This is a genomic window from Pseudonocardia sp. ICBG1293 (assembly GCF_020131355.1).
Classification (GTDB): domain Bacteria; phylum Actinomycetota; class Actinomycetes; order Mycobacteriales; family Pseudonocardiaceae; genus Pseudonocardia.
On the sequence record NZ_JAHLEL010000054.1, the window covers coordinates 193,343 to 209,046 of the forward strand.

Annotated in this window: 14 protein-coding genes and 2 pseudogenes; 11 read left to right on the forward strand and 5 right to left on the reverse strand. The window is 74.9% G+C overall.

All coding sequences use genetic code 11. From position 1 onward, the window contains the following. Window positions 1-20: 20 nt before the first annotated feature. Window positions 21-848 (reverse strand): MerR family transcriptional regulator, encoded by an 828-nt coding sequence (locus KPF47_RS31650; RefSeq protein WP_224392420.1) that lies wholly within the window; start codon window positions 846-848, stop codon window positions 21-23. Window positions 849-984: 136 nt separating this feature from the next. Here KPF47_RS31650 and KPF47_RS31655 point away from each other — a divergent pair, with 136 nt between their 5' ends. From KPF47_RS31655 to KPF47_RS31690, 8 genes are all read left to right on the forward strand, one after another. Then, on the forward strand, window positions 985-1,326 hold the full coding sequence (locus tag KPF47_RS31655) for a nuclear transport factor 2 family protein (RefSeq protein WP_224392421.1): 342 nt from the start codon (window positions 985-987) through the stop codon (window positions 1,324-1,326). Beyond that, window positions 1,323-2,162: an SDR family NAD(P)-dependent oxidoreductase gene (locus KPF47_RS31660; RefSeq protein ID WP_224392422.1), complete on the forward strand. Its 840-nt coding sequence runs from the start codon at window positions 1,323-1,325 to the stop codon at window positions 2,160-2,162. Before KPF47_RS31655 ends, KPF47_RS31660 begins: the two co-directional genes overlap by 4 nt. A gap of 108 nt (window positions 2,163-2,270) precedes the next feature. Then, window positions 2,271-4,148, forward strand: a complete 1,878-nt coding sequence (locus KPF47_RS40550; protein WP_224392423.1) for a helix-turn-helix domain-containing protein — start codon at window positions 2,271-2,273, stop codon at window positions 4,146-4,148. Between the two features lie 148 nt (window positions 4,149-4,296). Continuing rightward, on the forward strand, window positions 4,297-5,343 hold the full coding sequence (locus KPF47_RS31670) for an alcohol dehydrogenase catalytic domain-containing protein (protein ID WP_224392424.1): 1,047 nt from the start codon (window positions 4,297-4,299) through the stop codon (window positions 5,341-5,343). Between the two features lie 122 nt (window positions 5,344-5,465). Further along, a complete protein-coding gene (locus tag KPF47_RS31675; RefSeq protein ID WP_224392425.1) occupies window positions 5,466-6,119 on the forward strand; it encodes a HEAT repeat domain-containing protein in 654 nt (217 codons plus the stop codon). After that, complete coding sequence (locus KPF47_RS31680; RefSeq protein WP_224392426.1) at window positions 6,113-7,132, forward strand: MerR family transcriptional regulator; 1,020 nt, start codon at window positions 6,113-6,115, stop codon at window positions 7,130-7,132. Before KPF47_RS31675 ends, KPF47_RS31680 begins: the two co-directional genes overlap by 7 nt. A 125-nt stretch (window positions 7,133-7,257) precedes the next feature. Further along, window positions 7,258-8,133, forward strand: a complete 876-nt coding sequence (locus KPF47_RS31685; RefSeq protein ID WP_224392427.1) for a CHASE3 domain-containing protein — start codon at window positions 7,258-7,260, stop codon at window positions 8,131-8,133. Window positions 8,134-8,176: 43 nt separating this feature from the next. Continuing rightward, complete coding sequence (locus tag KPF47_RS31690; RefSeq protein WP_224392428.1) at window positions 8,177-9,265, forward strand: alpha/beta hydrolase fold domain-containing protein; 1,089 nt, start codon at window positions 8,177-8,179, stop codon at window positions 9,263-9,265. Between the two features lie 9 nt (window positions 9,266-9,274). On the opposite strand, the gene KPF47_RS31695 is transcribed toward KPF47_RS31690, so the two are convergent. Then, the gene (locus KPF47_RS31695) at window positions 9,275-9,520 is read right to left on the reverse strand and encodes a hypothetical protein (protein ID WP_224392429.1); all 246 of its coding nucleotides are present in this window, start codon (window positions 9,518-9,520) and stop codon (window positions 9,275-9,277) included. Window positions 9,521-9,635: 115 nt separating this feature from the next. Between KPF47_RS31695 and KPF47_RS31700 the strand changes: the two genes are divergently transcribed. Next, window positions 9,636-10,307: a response regulator transcription factor gene (locus KPF47_RS31700; protein ID WP_224392430.1), complete on the forward strand. Its 672-nt coding sequence runs from the start codon at window positions 9,636-9,638 to the stop codon at window positions 10,305-10,307. Continuing rightward, window positions 10,304-11,722 (forward strand): HAMP domain-containing sensor histidine kinase, encoded by a 1,419-nt coding sequence (locus KPF47_RS40555; protein WP_224392431.1) that lies wholly within the window; start codon window positions 10,304-10,306, stop codon window positions 11,720-11,722. The genes KPF47_RS31700 and KPF47_RS40555 overlap by 4 nt, the downstream gene beginning before the upstream one ends. Window positions 11,723-11,893: 171 nt before the next feature. Here the strand turns inward: KPF47_RS40555 and KPF47_RS31710 are convergent, their stop codons facing one another. Next, a complete protein-coding gene (locus KPF47_RS31710) occupies window positions 11,894-13,003 on the reverse strand; it encodes an epoxide hydrolase family protein (protein WP_224392432.1) in 1,110 nt (369 codons plus the stop codon). 180 nt (window positions 13,004-13,183) lie between these two features. Here KPF47_RS31710 and KPF47_RS31715 point away from each other — a divergent pair, with 180 nt between their 5' ends. Next, on the forward strand, window positions 13,184-13,750 hold the full coding sequence (locus tag KPF47_RS31715) for a CGNR zinc finger domain-containing protein (protein WP_224392433.1): 567 nt from the start codon (window positions 13,184-13,186) through the stop codon (window positions 13,748-13,750). Between the two features lie 36 nt (window positions 13,751-13,786). Here KPF47_RS31715 and KPF47_RS31720 read toward each other — a convergent pair. Together KPF47_RS31720 and KPF47_RS31725 are read right to left on the reverse strand one after the other, a co-directional pair. Next, a pseudogene (locus KPF47_RS31720) lies at window positions 13,787-14,684 on the reverse strand (IS5 family transposase). 47 nt (window positions 14,685-14,731) lie between these two features. Beyond that, window positions 14,732-15,666: pseudogene (locus KPF47_RS31725) on the reverse strand (TAXI family TRAP transporter solute-binding subunit). Window positions 15,667-15,704 lie beyond the last annotated feature (38 nt).

A 15,704-nucleotide genomic window follows, 5' to 3' on the forward strand; every position in this document is an offset into this window, starting at 1 on the left:
CGACCGCGTTCCCGGTCCGCTCACACCGAGGGTGCGGTGGTACCGAAGATCGGCCAGCAGATCTCCGTCGCGGTGAACCGGGCCGGATCCGTGGCCGTACCGCCGAGATAGCGTTCGCGGATCGGCCCCTGGCTGCTGATCAGATGCTCGTTGACGTAGATCCCCAGGGCTGCGTAGCTGCGGTCGATGCCGTCGTGGCCGCCGGGATGGGTGAGCACCGCGAACTCGGTCCGGGGGAGCACCTCGGCCCGGACACCCTCCGGCGGCTCGACGGAGGGTGGTGCGGGGACGAACAGGGTGGCGCGGCCCTGCTGTTCGAGGAACAGCGCTCTCTCGTAGAGGCCGCCCGGCACCACCGCGCCGGGCGCGCCCGTGGCCGCGGCGACGGCCCGGTGCAGCGTCCGTAGGGCCGCTGCGAACCAGTCGTCGATCCCGGAGACGTCGACGACGGCGCTGACGGACCACACGGCGAGCGCGGGTTCGTGGCGCAACACGACGTCGGCGGGAGGGCTCGCCGGGGCCAGCAGCTCACGCAACGCCCCCACGGTGTCACGGGTCTGCGCGAGCGCATCCTCCATCCGTGCGAGGTGGGTGGTGATGATCTCGGTGCGGGCCCCCGTGTCGTCGGTGCTCAGGAGGGCCTTGACGTCGGGGACGGACATGCCCAGGGAGCGGAACCGGCGGATGATGTGGGCATGGTCGACCTGGCCGGTGTCGTAGAAGCGGTAGCCGGTGCCGGGGTCGATGCGGGCCGGCTCGAGAACGCCGATGTCGTGGTAGTGCCGTAGTGCCTTCCGGCTCAGACCGGTCATCAACGCGAAGTCACCGATCGAGACCTGGGCTCCCATGGCGTCCTCCTCTGCGCGGCGTCATCTGCGTCGAGCGGGGCAACCCTGGACCCTCCCCCTGGGGCAAGGTCAACGTCGCGGCATTCCCGCGATCACGGGTTGACCTTCCCCTCACGGGAAGCTCCATCGTGGCGCCATGTCCACAGCAGAATGGGAAGCACTCCCGGAGACCGTGAAGACGTTCATGACCGCACTCGACTCCCGGGAGCCCGATCGGGCGCTCGCCACCTTCACCTCCGATGCCGTGGTGACCGACGACGGGCGCGACCACGCGGGCACCGACGAGATCGGGGCCTGGTTGGCGTCCGCGGTCACCGAGTACACCTACACGGCCGAGTTCACCGGTGCGTCCGCGACCGAGGCGGGCGTCGACGTCGGGCAGCATCTGGAGGGCGACTTCCCGGGCGGGGTCGTCGACCTGAACTACCGCTTCACCCTCGATGGTGCGGCGATCGGTCGGCTGGTGATCGAGCCGTGACGCGGCGGTGGTTCATCACCGGTGGCTCGCCCGGCAACTTCGGGATGGCCTTCGCCGAGGCGGCGCTCGACACCGGTGACCGCGTGGTGGTGACCTCCCGGCGCCCCCGGGAGCTGGCGCCGTGGGCGGAGCGGTACGGCGACCGCGTTCTCGTCGTGCCGCTGGAACTCACCGACCCCACGCAGGTGGCGCGCGCCGTACGAGCGGCCGAGGAGCACTTCGGCGGTATCGACGTGCTGGTCAACAACGCCGGCCGCGGCTGGTACGGATCCGTCGAGGCGATGGACGAGTCCGCGATGCGGGCGATGTTCGAGCTGAACTTCTTCGCCGTGCTGTCGGTGACGCGTGCGGTGCTGCCGGGGATGCGCGCCCGCGGCGACGGGTGGATCGTCAACGTGTCCTCGGTGGCAGGGCTCGTCCCGGCGCCCGGGTTCGGCTACTACAGCGCGACGAAGTCCGCCGTCGAAGCCGTCACCGATGCGCTGCACGACGAGGTCGCCGCCCAGGGCGTCTCCGTGCTGACCGTCGAACCGGGAGCGTTCCGCACCAACGCCTACGCCGGGTTCGCCCACGAGACCGTCGAGGAGGCGATCCCGGTCTACCACGAGATGCTGGAGCAGGTCCGGGCCGTCTTCGTCGGGATGGACGGCGTGCAGCCCGGCGACCCGCACCGCGGTGCGCGTGCGGTGATCACGGCGATGTCCCAGGATCCGCCGCCCCGCCGGCTGGTCCTGGGCAACAGCGGATACGACGCCGTGGTCGATGCGCTGGAGAAGAACCTGGCCGGCATCCGGGCGAACGAGGACCTCGCGCGCAGCGCGGACTTCCCTGCCTGACCGCACTGCCCGGGAGGTCGTCCGGCCCGGGATCGGTGAGGGTGGGCGGCGGACGCCGGCTGCCGGCGATCCTCGCGGAGCGTGGCGCCCGCTGGCTACGCTCGGCCCGTGGATACCGGCGCCGGGGTCGAGGCCGCCGCCCGGCGGGTGCGGCACACCCGGCACGTCGGTGCCGCGGGCGCCCAGGTCCGTCCGGTCGTCGCGGAGTCCTGGCAGCGGGCGCTCGACCTGGGCGTCGACCTGGCCCGCTCCGCGACCTACGTCGGGCACGAACCGGGCCCCGCCGCCGGCGCCGAGGCCGACGAGGTCTTCGACCGCTTCCTCGCCGGCGCCGAGGACCTGGGCTGCTCGGTGCTGCTCGTCGACGGCGACGGGGTGGTCCGCGTCCGCCGCGACGCCTGCCCGGACCTCGCCACGCTGCTCGACGCGGTCCTGGTCGCCCCGGGCTTCCGGATCGCCGAGCAGGACGTGGCGACGACGGCGTCCGCGCTGGTGCGGGCCACCGGTCGCGCCGCCCGGGTGGACGGCCCCGAGCACCTGCACCCCGACCTCGCCTGCCTGGCCGAGGCCGCCGCGCCGGTGCCGTCGGACAGCGACGCGGCCCCGCAGACGGTGGTGGTCGTGGCGCACCTGTCGGCGCCGGGCGGCGGCTCGGCACTGCGCGCGGCCGTCGCCGCGGAGCTGGCCCGCCAGATCGGCGAGCACGTCCGGGACCGCGGGCACCGGGCCGGGCGGCTGCTGCACGCCCGCTTCGACGACGTCTGCGCACGGTCCGGGGCGGAGTGGGTCGTCGCGACCGACGGCCGGGCGACCCTGTGCAGTCCCGGGTTCCGGGCCCTGCCCCGCGAGGACCGGGACCACCTCCTCGACCGGGCGCTCGCCGACGCCGCCCTCGCCGAACCGCCGCCCGCCGGGTCCACCGCCGACCTGCCGTCGGGCCGCCGCGACGACGTCGCCACCTCCGTCGTCCGGGACGGCGGCGCCGTCGTGGGCCACGTCAGCGCCGGGCGGCGCAGCGTGGGAGTACCGGCCGGGTCCCGGACGACGGACGCGATGCGTCGCCAGGGCTCGCACGTCGCGCCGACCGCACGCCGGGACTTCGCGGCCGACTTCCGGGACGCACACGCGGACGGCGCCGCCGCCGAGGTGCGGCGACGCGCGAACCGGGAGCTCCTCAGCCCCTACCTGCGTGCCCGCCGCGACGTCGCGACCGCCGTCGCCGCCCGGACCAGGCACCTGCTCCTCGTCGGCGAGCCGGGGGTCGGGAAGCAGACCCTGGCGGTCGAGCAGTTCCGCCGCAGCCACCCGGCCGGGACGGTGCAGGTGCTCGACTGCGCGCGGATCGCGGAGTCCGGTGGCCCCCTCCTGCCGACGGTCCGCGGCACCGACGGGGACCGGCCCCGGCTGCTCGTCCTGCGCCGGCTCACGCTGCTCGGGTCGGTCGCCGCGCGGCGCCTCGACGAGTCGCTGCGGCTCCTGGTGTCCGCGCCGGCGGCACCGACCGTCGTCGGCTGCATCGACACCCCCTCGGTCGACGCCACCCGGCCGTACGGGCTGCTGCTGCGGCACTTCCACGACACGGTCCGGGTGCCCGCACTGCGGTACCGGGCCGACGAGCTCGGGGAGCTCGCGCGGTCGGTGCTGCTGTCGCTGTCCGGCGGCCGGTCGCTGAGCCTGAGCATGCAGGTGGTGCGGGTCCTGGAGGGCTACGCCTGGCCGGGGAACCTGCGCGAGCTGGAGGACGTCCTGCGCTACGTCATCGCCCGCAAGCCGGTCGGCGTCGTGCAGGCGCCGGACCTGCCGTCGTCGTGCTTCACCGGTGGCGCGCCGCGGATGTCGATGCTGGAGGCGGCGCAGTGCGACGTGATCATCCAGGCCCTCTACGAGGCGCACGGCAACCGCTACCAGGCCGCCGAGCTGCTGGGGATCGCCCGGTCCTCGCTCTACCGCAAGATCGACGCGTTCGGGATCAGCTACATCGGCTGAGGTGTCCCGGGGCCGGGACACACGGCCGTCGCCGGGGGTCGTGCCGCCCGCGGAGTCGTCCCAGAACGGGACAGTCACATGCGCACTCCCGCATTAGCGTCGGGCCCGCCGACGCCCTCGGCACCCCTGCGACCAACGGAGTGAGCAGATGAAGGCACTCGTCTACCACGGACCGGACGCCAAGGCCTGGGAGGAGGTCCCGGACCCGACGATCCAGGACCCCACCGACGTGATCGTCAAGGTCGACACCACCACGATCTGCGGCACCGACCTGCACATCCTGCAGGGCGACGTCCCGGCCGTCACCGACGGCCGCATCCTCGGCCACGAGGCCGTCGGCACGATCACCGCCGTCGGTGACGCCGTGTCCGGCTTCGCCGTCGGCGACCGTGTCCTCGTCCCGGCGATCACCAAGTGCGGCCGCTGCGACTACTGCCAGCGCGGCATGCCGTCGCACTGCCAGACCGTCGGCGGGATCGGCTGGATCTTCGGCCACCTCATCGACGGCACCCAGGCCGAGTACGTCCGGGTCCCCTACGCCGACACCTCGCTCTACGCGGTGCCGGAGTCGGTCACCGACGAGCAGGCGATCTTCCTCGCCGACTCGCTGCCGACCGGCTACGAGGTCGGTGTGCTCGCCGGGAACGTGCGGCCGGGCGACACCGTCGCCGTCGTCGGCGCAGGTGCGGTCGGGCTCTCGGCGATCCTCACGACCGGTCTGTGGGGCGCGTCGAAGGTCATCGCGATCGACTCCAACAAGTTCCGGCTGGAGAAGGCCATCGAGTTCGGCGCCACCGACAGCGTCGAGGTGGGGCCGGGCACCGTCGCCGACGTGACCGCGCTGACCGACGGGCTCGGCGTGGACGTCGCGATCGAGGCCGTCGGCTACCCGGAGACGCTGCTGACGGCGGCGTCGCTGGTGCGCCCGGGCGGCACGATCGCCAACGTGGGTGTCCACGGCACCCCGGTGGAGCTGCCGATGCAGGACATGTGGATCTCCAACGTCACGCTGACGATGGGGCTGGTCGACACCGTGTCCATCCCGACGCTGCTCAAGATGGTCGCGGGCGGGCGGATCCCGGCGGAGAAGATGGGCACCCACTCGTTCACCTTCGACCGGATGGACGAGGCCTACGACGTGTTCAAGAACGCCGCGGCGAACCAGGCGCTCAAGGTCGTCATCACGCCGGGCTGACGTCGCTCCACCGGGGCCCCGCCCGCGCCGGAGCCCCGCGCGGTGGTCGTCGTCGCCACCCCTTGCGTCCACGGAGCGACGGACTTGACCCTGACACCGTGACAGGCACTGGGGTGGTGGTCATGACACCACCGGAGATCACCGCGTCCCTGTCCGCCGCCGACCCCTCGGTCCGGCTGCGGGCCGCGCTCGCCGCCGGGTCGGCCCCCGACCCGGCCCTGCTCGACGCCCTGGTGCGCCGCTGCGGGGAGGAGCCGGACTTCTTCGTCCGCGACATGCTGTCCTGGGCCCTGACCCGGCTCCCCGCCGCGGACGTGCTGCCCCGGCTCGACGCCGAGCTCGGCTCGTCGTCACCGCGGGCCAGGGCCCAGGCGCTGCACACCCTGTCCAAGATCGCCGACCCGGCGACCGCGGACCGGGTCACGCCCGCCCTGCTGCGCGACCCCGACGACGAGGTCGCCCGCACCGCGTGGCGCACCGCCGTCGTGCTCGTTCCCGAGGCCGGGCGCACCCGGCTCGCCGAGGAGCTCGGCCGGCAGCTGGGGCGCGGCGACCGGGCGGTACGGCTGAGCCTGTCCCGGGCGCTGGCCGACCTCGGCGCGGCGGCCGACACCGTCCTCGACCGGGCCGCAGCGGGACCCGACCCGGACGTCGCCACACACGCCAGGGCGACCGTGCTGCTGCGCGAGGACCCGGCCACCGGGTTCGACGACGCCGTGGCACAGGCGCGCCGGGTGGTCGCGCTCGGCCCGGGGCACGAGGCGGCCGCGTGCTGATCGGTGAGGTCGCGCGCCGCAGCGGGGTCAGCGTGCGGATGCTGCGCCACTACGACGCCGTCGGTCTGCTCCGGCCGACCGGGCGGACCGTCGGCGGCTACCGCGAGTACTCCCCCGACGACGTCCGCAGGCTCCTCCACGTGGAGGGACTGCGGACACTCGGGCTGTCCCTGGCCCAGGTCGGCGAGGCCCTGCGCGACCCGGGGTTCGACCCGTCCGGGCTGGTCGCGGACCTGGTCCGGGCCACCGAGCAGCGCCTGGAGCGGGAACGGGAGCTGCTGGCGCGGCTGCACACCGTCGACGCCACCGGTGCGGGCACCTGGACCGAGGTCGTGGACGTCGTCGGGCTGCTGCGGGCACTCGGGTCGCCGGCCGCGGGGCGCCGACAGCAGGCCGCGCTGGCTGCGGCCGACGGCCCGGCGCTGCCCGCGGAGCTGCTGGCCCGATCGGTCCTCGCCGAGTCCGACCCGCACGTCGCGGGGGCGCTGCGGTGGGCGCTGCGCTCGGCGCTGGAGCGGGCGGGCGACCCGGACGCCGCGGCCGCGGCCGCGCTCGCGGCCGGCCTGGGCTCGGACGACCCGGCCGTCCGGCGACGCGCGGTCGACGCGCTCGCCGACGCCGCGCCGGTCCCCTCGGCGACCGCGGCACTGCTCGACGCCCTGGCCGACCCGGAGCCCCGGGTGCGCCGCCGTGCCGCGACGGCCGCCGGACGGGCCGGGGCGGGCGACGCCGTCCCGGAGCTGGTCGCGATGGTGCGCGCGGGGGACGACGACGTCGAGGCCGCCGAGATCCTGGCCGCGCTCTCGCGCGCGGACCCCTCGGTCGCCGGACGGGTCCTCGACGCGCTCACCGGCGGGCTGGACCGGACCGACCCCGCGACCCGCATCCGGGTCGCACAGGCCCTGGTCGAGCTGCCCGGACCCGGGCCGCAGGAGGTGCTGCGCCGGCTCGCCGAGGATGCCGACCGCACCGTCGCACTCGTCGCGGGGACCTTCGTCGGGCGCCGGGCCTGAGGGCCGCACCCGCGCGTGCGTACGCGTCACCCGGTCCCCGGGGGCCGGCGACCGACCGCCGGGCAGCGGCCGGGCACGACCGCTCGGACGGGCCGGCGGGCACGACCCGTCCGTACACTCCGTCGGTGGCCAGGAGCCTTCGCGACACCCTGAGCGCTCCGGCGCGTCCCGTCCTGCGGTACTGGAACGAGCTCCCCCTGCGCGTGCAGGGCCGCATCACCGTCGGCCTGCCCCTGCTCGCGGTGCTGCTCTCCGCCGGGCTGGCGCTCTCGGGCAACCTGGCGCGGGTCGACATCGAGACCGACATCCAGCGCAAGTTCGAGATGACCGGGACGCTGGGCGACCTGACCACGCTCATGGTCGACGCCGAGACCGGTGTCCGTGGCTACCAGCTGACCGGGCAGGGACAGTTCCTCGATCCGTTCACCGAGGCGTCGGCGGAGCTGCCCTCCGTGCTGGCCCGGCTGCGCGGGCTGGCCGAGGCCGAGCCCGGGGAGAAGCCCCGCCGGGACAAGCTCGCCCGCATCTCCGAGCTCGAGGACCTCACCGGCAGGCAGCTGGCCGACCTCGCCCGCCAGCGCGACGTCGTCGCGGCGGGTGGGGACACCGGAGGCGAGATCCGCGGCGACCTCGCCTACGGCAAGAACCTGATGGACGGCATCCGCAGCCGGGTCGAGCAGATGCGGACCGGTGAACGGGAGCTGCTCGACGACCGGATCTCGGAGATCAACCGGATCCGCATCCGGGACTACCTGTCGGTCGGCATCGCGCTCGCGGTCGCGGTGGCGACCCGCTTCCTCGCCTGGTACCTGCACCGCAACGGCATTCTGCGCCGGGTGGACCGGCTCGCCGACACCGCGCGGGTCATCCGCGAGGGCGGCCCGGTGCCCGAGCCGCCGCCGGCGAAGCGGGACCGGATGGGCGACCTCGAGCGCGAGGTCCACCTGCTGGAGCCGGCGGCCCCGGCACGGCGCGACGACGCCGTTGACGGACGGGTGTGACCCGGGACACGATCAGGTGACACCCGCTGCCCGAGGAGCCCGCATGAGCACCGACGCCCCCGCACCCCTCCGCGCGCCCGGCCGGCTCGGGGCCCCGTCGACGACGATCGGCGACGACCCGCGTGCCGACCCGCGGATGGTCGCGGTGCTGGAGGCCTTCGGCCTGACCGGGCACGCCGACGACGCCCCGATGGACCGCGCCGCGGGCCGCCCGGCCCTGCTCGGGTTCGTCGACGCCGTCGAGGAGGGCTTCGAGGGGTTCTTCGCCGCGCTGGCCGCGGGCTGGGCCCCGATGTCGGGGATCGACCGCACGACCCGGACCGTGCCCGGTGCCGACGGTCACGAGATCACCCTGCACGTCCACCGCCCGACCGGCGTGCCGGGACCGCTCCCGGTGGTCTACCAGGTGCACGGCGGCGGGATGGTCATGCTGGCCACCGAGGGTCCGCTCTACGTCCGCTGGCGCGACGAGCTCGCCGCGGAGGGCGCCGTCGTCGTGGGGGTGGAGTACCGCAACGGCGGCGGGCGGCTCGGGCCGCACCCGTTCCCGGCGGGTCTGGACGACTGCGTCACCGGCCTGCACTGGGTCCACGAGCACCTCGCGGAGCTGGGCGGGACGCACGTCGTGGTCACCGGGGACTCCGGCGGGGCGAACCTCGCGCTCGGCCTGGCGATCCGGGCCCGTCGCGACGGCTGGTCCGGGCGGATCGCCGGGGTGTACGCCCAGTGCCCGTACGTGCTGGGGTCCTGGGACCGGGCGCCCGCGGACCTGGCGTCGCTGTGGGAGAACGACCGCTACTGGCTCAACCGGGAGCTGTTCCCGCTGCTCGCCGAGGTCTACGACCCCGGCTCCGCGCACGCCGGGGACCCGACCTGCTGGGCCGCGGCCGCCCGCCCCGAGGACCTGCACGGTCTCCCGCCGCACGTGATCGCCTGCGCGGAGCTGGACCCGCTGCGCGACGAGGGCCTCGCCCACCACCGGCGACTGCTCGCCGCCGGGGTCCCCTCGGTCGGTCTGGTCTACCCCGGGCTCTGCCACGTCGGCATGATCCTGTTCCGGGACGCGATGCCCGACGTCTACGCCCACGCCGTGCGCGACGTCGTCGGGTTCGCCCGGTCGGTGCACGGCTGAGCCGACCGGTCAGGGCACGGGCGACGCCGCGTCGCCCCCCGTGCCCGGACGCACCCGGCGACGGCACCCGAGCACGACCAGGTGCGCGTCGAGCACCCGGGCCAGCAGGACGCGGTCGGCCGGGGCGCCGGCGACCGGGTCGCTCAGCATCACGGCGACGTCGTGCTCGGTACCGGTCCCGCCGAGACCCGCGTAGCGGACCCAGACCTCGTAGGCGGACAGCCCGGACAGCGCCGCCCCCACCGGGAGCGACACCGTCAGGGGTTCCTCGGGCACGACCACCGGCTGCACGTACCCGGTCCCCGGCGCTTCAGGCCTGCGAGCACGCGGTTGTTCTGTTTGTCCGTCTTGTCGGACTATTCTGGGATCCGTGCGCATCCTGGTGGTCGAGGACGACGACCGCGTGGCCCGCGGCCTCGTACGTGCCCTGCTCCGCGAGGGCCACCGGGTGGTGCGCGCCGCCGACGTCGCCGAGGCCCACGAGGCCATCGCCGAACAGGTACCGGACCTGGCCCTGGTGGACATGGGCCTGCCCGACGGGCACGGGTCCGCCGTCGTGCGGCGACTGCGCGACCATCCCGCGACCGGGGTCCTCGTGGTGACCGCGCAGGACGGCGAGACCGACCGGGTGGTCGGGCTGCGCGCCGGGGCGGACGACTACGTCGTGAAGCCGTTCAGCCTCGCCGAGCTGCTCGCCCGGATCGAGGCGGTCGACCGGCGGACCCGCGCCCTGCGCGAGGTCCCCGCCCCGGTCGTGCACCGGCGTGGGTCGCTCCGGCTCGACACGACCGCCCGGACGCTGTCCGACGTCGACGACGGCTGGTCGGTCGCCCTCACCGCGACCGAGTCCGCCGTGTTGGCGCTGCTGCTCACCCACGACGGCCCGGTGGAGCGCGGCGTCATCCTCGACCGCGTGTGGTCGGCGCCGTCCGAGGCCCGCTCACGCACCCTGGACACCCACATGGCGACGCTGCGCGGGAAGGTCCGGGACAGGGTGCGGATCCGCACCCTGCGCGGGGTCGGCTACCAGGCCGGGTCGTGAGGCGGCGGCTCGTCGTCGCGGTCACCCCGCTGCTGGTCCTGCTGCTGCTCGGGGTACTGGTGCCGACCGCGGCGACGATCGCCGAGCGGCACACCGCGACGCTGGTCTCGGACCGGCTCGCCGACGCCTCGCGCTTCTCGGTGCTGGCGCTGACCGCGCTGACCGGGGGCACCGCGCTGGAGGCCGACCTGGCCCGGCTGCGCGCCGAGCTGGACGAGTACGCCGCCCTCTACGACACCGGCGTCTGGTTCCTCGACCGCGAGCAGCACGTCCTGCACGCGACCGGTCCCGGACACCCGGGCAGCCCGCCGGAGGCGGCGCTGCCCCGGCTCACCGGGGCCATGGCGGGGCGGCTGCCGCCGCTGGAGCGCACCGTCCTGCCGTGGGACACCGCCGAGGAGATCGTCGTGACACCGGTCGGGCGGGACTCCCAGGTCGTGGCGGCGCTCGTGTTCGCGGTCCCGACCGACACCGTCCGCGCCCGGATCCTGCGCGACTGGGCCCTGCTCGGCGGGCTGTTCGCCCTGGTCGCCGCCCTGGTGATCGGGGCCGTCGGCCCGATGACGCGGTGGATCCTGCGGCCGGTCACCGACCTGGAGCGCAGCGCCGCCGCGGTCCGCTCCGGCGACCTCGGCGCCCGGGCCGCCCCGGCGGGCGGCCCACCGGAGCTGCGCCACCTCGCCGCCGGGTTCAACGACATGGTCGAGGCCGTGCACCGCACGATCGATCGCCAGCAGCGCTTCGTCGCCGACGCCGCGCACCAGCTGCGCAACCCGATCGCCTCGGCCCGGCTCTCGGTGGAGAACCTCGCCCCGCACCTGTCCGAGCGCGACCCGGACGCCCGCGCGACCTACGACGACGCCGTCGACGACCTGGACCGGATGAGCTCGGTCGTGGACGGGATGCTGGCCGCGACCGCGCTGCGCGACCGACCGGCGGCCGTCGCGACCGTCGACGGTGCGCTCGGGCGACGTGCCGCCGCCTGGTCCGCCGCCGCACGGGGCGCCGGGATGACCTTCACCGCCGACCTCGCCGACACCGCCACCGTGGTGTGCGAGCCCACCGGCGGACTCGCCGCGGTCGTCGACGAGCTGGTCGCGAACGCCTGCCGGCTCTCGGACGGTCGGACCCTCACCGTGCACGGGGCCCGCCGCCCCGAGGGGGGCTACCGCCTCGTCGTCGCCGACGACGGCCGCGGGCTCGACCCCGCCGAGCGGCGCCGGGCGACCGAGCGCTTCTGGCGGTCACCGCGGGACCAGAACGTGCCGGGGACCGGGCTGGGGCTCGCGATCGTCGCCCAGGTGCTCGACGACTCCGGCGGCACGCTGGACCTCGTCCCCACCCCGGGCGGCGGACTCACCGCGGTCGTCGCGGTGCCACCGGCTGCGAGCTCGCCGCCGGGAGGCGTCCGGTGATCCGGGTCCGCCGGCCGCGCCGGTGTGCGACGGGACCGTCCGCGGGCCGCCGCCGAGCCCGGCGTGCGGGCGTCGCGGCACCGTGTCCTGCCGTGGCGCGGATCGCCCCGGCCGGGGTGATGCGCCGCCGGAGCGCCGGGTGCGCCGACACCGCCGGCGGCGGTGGCCGTCTCAGCGGACCAGGCGGAAGAAGCCGCGCACCTGCTCGACGAACGACGCCGGCTGCTCCAGCGCCGCGAAGTGACCACCGTGCGGGAGCTCGGCGAACCAGCGCAGATCGGTGAACCGCCGTGCGGCCTCGCGGCGCGACGGCCGGGCGAGGTCGTGCGGGTAGACCGACAGCCCGGACGGGGCGTTCACCGGCTCACGGAAGCGGGCGAAGCTCTCCCAGTACAGACGCGCCGACGAGGCGGCCGAGGCGGTGAACCAGTAGACCGAGATCTCGTCGAGGAGCTCCCGGAGCGACACCGGACTCGACCCGTCGGTCCAGGCCAGGTACTTCTCGGCGATCCAGGCGGCCTGCCCGGCGGGCGAGTCGGTCAGGGCGTAGCCGAGGGTCTGCGGGCGGGTCGACTGCAGGGCCGAGTAGCCCCGACCGGTGCGGGCGAACTCCCGCTCGGCCGCGAGGGCGGCACGCTCCGCCGGTGTCGGGTCGTCGAACCCGCCCAGCGCGACCGACCCCAGGTTGACGTGCACGCCGGCGACCCGGTCGGGCGCCACCTCGCCCAGCGCGCCGGACACCGACGACCCCCAGTCGCCGCCCTGAGCGCCGTAGCGCCGGTAGCCCAGCGACACCATCACCGTGTCCCAGGCCCGTGCCGTGCGCTCGACACCCCACCCGGTCACCGAGGGCTTGTCGCTCCAGCCGTACCCGGGCAGTGACGGTGCGACCACGTGGAACGCGTCGGCCGGGTCCCCGCCGTGCGCGCGGGGGTCGGTCAGGGGACCGAGTACCCCGAGGAACTCGAGGACCGACCCCGGCCACCCGTGGGTGAGCACCAGCGGGAACGCGTCCGGCTCGGGGGAACGCACGTGGAGGAAGTGGATGCCGAGCCCGTCGATCGTCGAGCGGAACTGCGGGAAGGCGTTCACCCGCTCGGCGAACCCGAAGTCGTAGTCGTCGGCCCAGGCGCGACACAGCTCCTGCGCCTGGGCGAGCGGCAGCCCCTGCGACCGGTCCGCCACGGGTTCGGGCTCGGGCCAGCGGGTCCGCCGCAGCCGGTCGCGCAGCTCGGCGATCTCGGCATCGGTGACGGTGACCTCGAACGGTTCGGCGGTCACGGCGGTGTTCCTTCCACACGAGGACGGGTGGTGCACGGCGGACCGTGCGGCCGGCGCCGGTACGCCCGGGCGAGCCCCCGGGCTTCCCGCCGGTGCTCGCCTACGGCGTTCCCACCTGCACCGTGACACGCTGGACCCGCGAGAGGTGTCACGATAGGAAGCCGACAGGAGACACGTCAAATGCTGGATGCGTGTTACGCCTCGACCCGGATCGCCACGGCCGTCGACCTGGCCAACAGCCTGCGCCCGGTCCGCGGCGAGGACGACCTGGAGACCCTGCCGCAGCTGCGGGCCTTCCTCGCCGACCATCCGACCGCCGGCGGGCCCGATGTGCCCCACCCGCTCACCGACGCCGACCTGACAGAGGTCCGGGCGGTACGGGAGACGGTGCGCACCGTACTGGAGACGGCCGCCCGCGACGCCCACGCCGCCGCGGAGGTCGTCAACGACGGCTTGCGGCGCCACCGGGTCACCCCGGTGGTCCGCCACGACGGGGGCCGATGGCGGGCCGACCTCACCGCGGACAGCGACCGCCCCGCGTCGCACCTCGCCGCCCTGACCCTCGGGGCGCTCGCGGCCGTGCTCACCACGCTCGGTCCGGGTCGCCTGGGCGTCTGCGCCGGGCCGGCGTGTCGGGCCACGTTCGCGGACCTCTCGCGCAACGGCTCGAAGCAGTACTGCACGCGGACCTGCGCCCACCGCGCGAGCGTCGCCGCGTACCGCAGGCGCCGGCGCCCGGACCGGTGAGCGCCGGGTCCGGAACCCGTGTCCGGTGTCGCCCGCCTAGGGCGTGTCTCCTAAAGTGCGCAACCAGGTGACGATGGCCTTCAGTGCAACTCCGCCGCGGTAGGTCAGGGCGAGTTTGTCGTAGCGGGTCGCGAGGCCGCGCCACTGCTTGACCTCGCAGAACCCGCGTTCGACGACGTTGCGGCCGCGGTAGTCGACCCGGTCGAACGCCGGTGGTCGACCGCCGCGTGTGCCGCGTCGTTTCCGGTGTCCCTGCTGGTCAGCCGGCTCCGGGATGACCGCGACGATCCGTCGTCCGCGCAGGTGGGCGCGGATGGCGCGTGAGGAGTAGGCCTTATCTGCGCGGACCCGCTCGGGCCGGGTCCGCGGTCGGCCCGGACCGACCCGTCCGACGCTCAGATGTGACATCAGGTGCGCGAACATCGGGGCGTCACCGGCCTGGCCAGGGCCGACCAGTACGACCAGCGGGCGGCCGTGTCCGTCAACGAGCTGGTGGATCTTCGTGCCGAGCCCTCCGCGGGAGCGGCCCAAGGCGTGATCGGGCGGCTCGATCAGCAGATTCTTGTAGTTCGATCCGGCCCCCTGTGTCCCGCTGCAGGGTCGCGGCGTGTTGGTGAGCGCGGATGATCGTCGAGTCGACCGACACGGCCCAGTCCACGAGACCGGCGGAGTCGGCATCGGCGAGCAGAGCTGCGAGAACCTGGTCCCAGGTGCCGTCACCGCAGTAGCGGCGGTGGCGTTTCCATAGGGTCTGCCACAGCCCGAACTCGACCGGGACATCACGCCAGGCCAGCCCGCAGCGGAACCGGTAGATGATCCCCTCGATCACTCTGCGGTGATCGGCGAACGGGCGCCCTGGCATCCCGTCCGACGAGGGCAGTAACGGCTCGAGTCGGTCCCACTGGGCATCGGTCAGGACGGCACGGCGCGACACCTACTGATCATCGCGCAGGCCCGACCAGCCGGGTTAGGAGACGCGCCCTAGGGCTTCCGGTCGCGGAACCAGCGGCGCGCGGCCGGGTGCAGCGCGACCGGGGTCGTCGCGGCCCCGGTGCGCGGGTTGATCTGACCGGCCTCCAGCCGGACCCGGGACAGCTCGTCGGCGTGGGTGAACAGCTGGTCGGTGAGCCAGTACGCCAGCGCGTCGTCCATCGACGGCGACGCCGCGAGCAGGGTGGGGACGGCCGGAGCGGGCGCGGCCTCCAGCGGCGGGTACATCGTCGCGGGCACCACGACGGGTACGTACTCCAGCGGGTGCCGCGCGATCAGCGTCTCCACCTGTGACGTCAGGTCCAGCAGCCGGACCCCGCCGGTCGCGGCGAGCTCGTGACCGCGGGCGTCGGCATACCCGTGAGGCTCAGGACGCCGTCGACCTCCCCGGCCCGGAAGGCCCGCACGGAGTCGGCCTGGGTGTGGCTGCGCAGCGTCGCACGGACCCCGGCCACCTCCAGCAGGCGCTCGGTGACGAACCGGGTGCCCGAGAGCGGCGCCCCGCAGGCGAGGGTGAGACCGTCGAGGTCACGCACGTCGCGGGCCGGGCTCGCGGCGGGCACGAGCGCGTGCAGCACCGAGTCGAACACCCGGGCCAGCGCGACGACCGGCTCCGGGTGGGCGAGCGCGACGTCGACGTTGACGAACCCCAGCTCGGCCCGCCCCGAGGTCAGCAGGGCCACGTTCTCGGGGGCGGAGTCGGTGTGCACGACCTCGACGACCTCGCGGCCCCACTCGCGGTCCAGCAGCCCGGCCAGTGCCGAGCCGATCTCCCGGTAGACCGCGCCCTCCGGACCCGTCGCGAGCCGGAACGGCTCCGGCGGCCGGGGCGGCGGTGCGCAGCCGGTGAGCGCGCCACCGGCCAGCAGGGCCCCGGCGAGCGCGCCGCCGCCGAGCAGCACGTCGCGGCGTGACCATCCGGACATGTCCGCATCCTAGGCATTCGTCCGTAATGTCGGGCACA

Bases quoted from the DNA above. Each gene is read 5' to 3' on its own strand.
- KPF47_RS31670 (WP_224392424.1), top strand. From the start codon at position 4,297: ATGAAGGCACTCGTCTACCACGGACCGGACGCCAAGGCCTGGGAGGAG.
- KPF47_RS31675 (WP_224392425.1), top strand. From the start codon at position 5,466: ATGACACCACCGGAGATCACCGCGTCCCTGTCCGCCGCCGACCCCTCG.
- KPF47_RS31655 (WP_224392421.1), top strand. From the start codon at position 985: ATGTCCACAGCAGAATGGGAAGCACTCCCGGAGACCGTGAAGACGTTC.
- KPF47_RS31650 (WP_224392420.1), bottom strand. From the start codon at position 848: ATGGGAGCCCAGGTCTCGATCGGTGACTTCGCGTTGATGACCGGTCTG.
- KPF47_RS31690 (WP_224392428.1), top strand. From the start codon at position 8,177: ATGAGCACCGACGCCCCCGCACCCCTCCGCGCGCCCGGCCGGCTCGGG.
- KPF47_RS31715 (WP_224392433.1), top strand. From the start codon at position 13,184: ATGCTGGATGCGTGTTACGCCTCGACCCGGATCGCCACGGCCGTCGAC.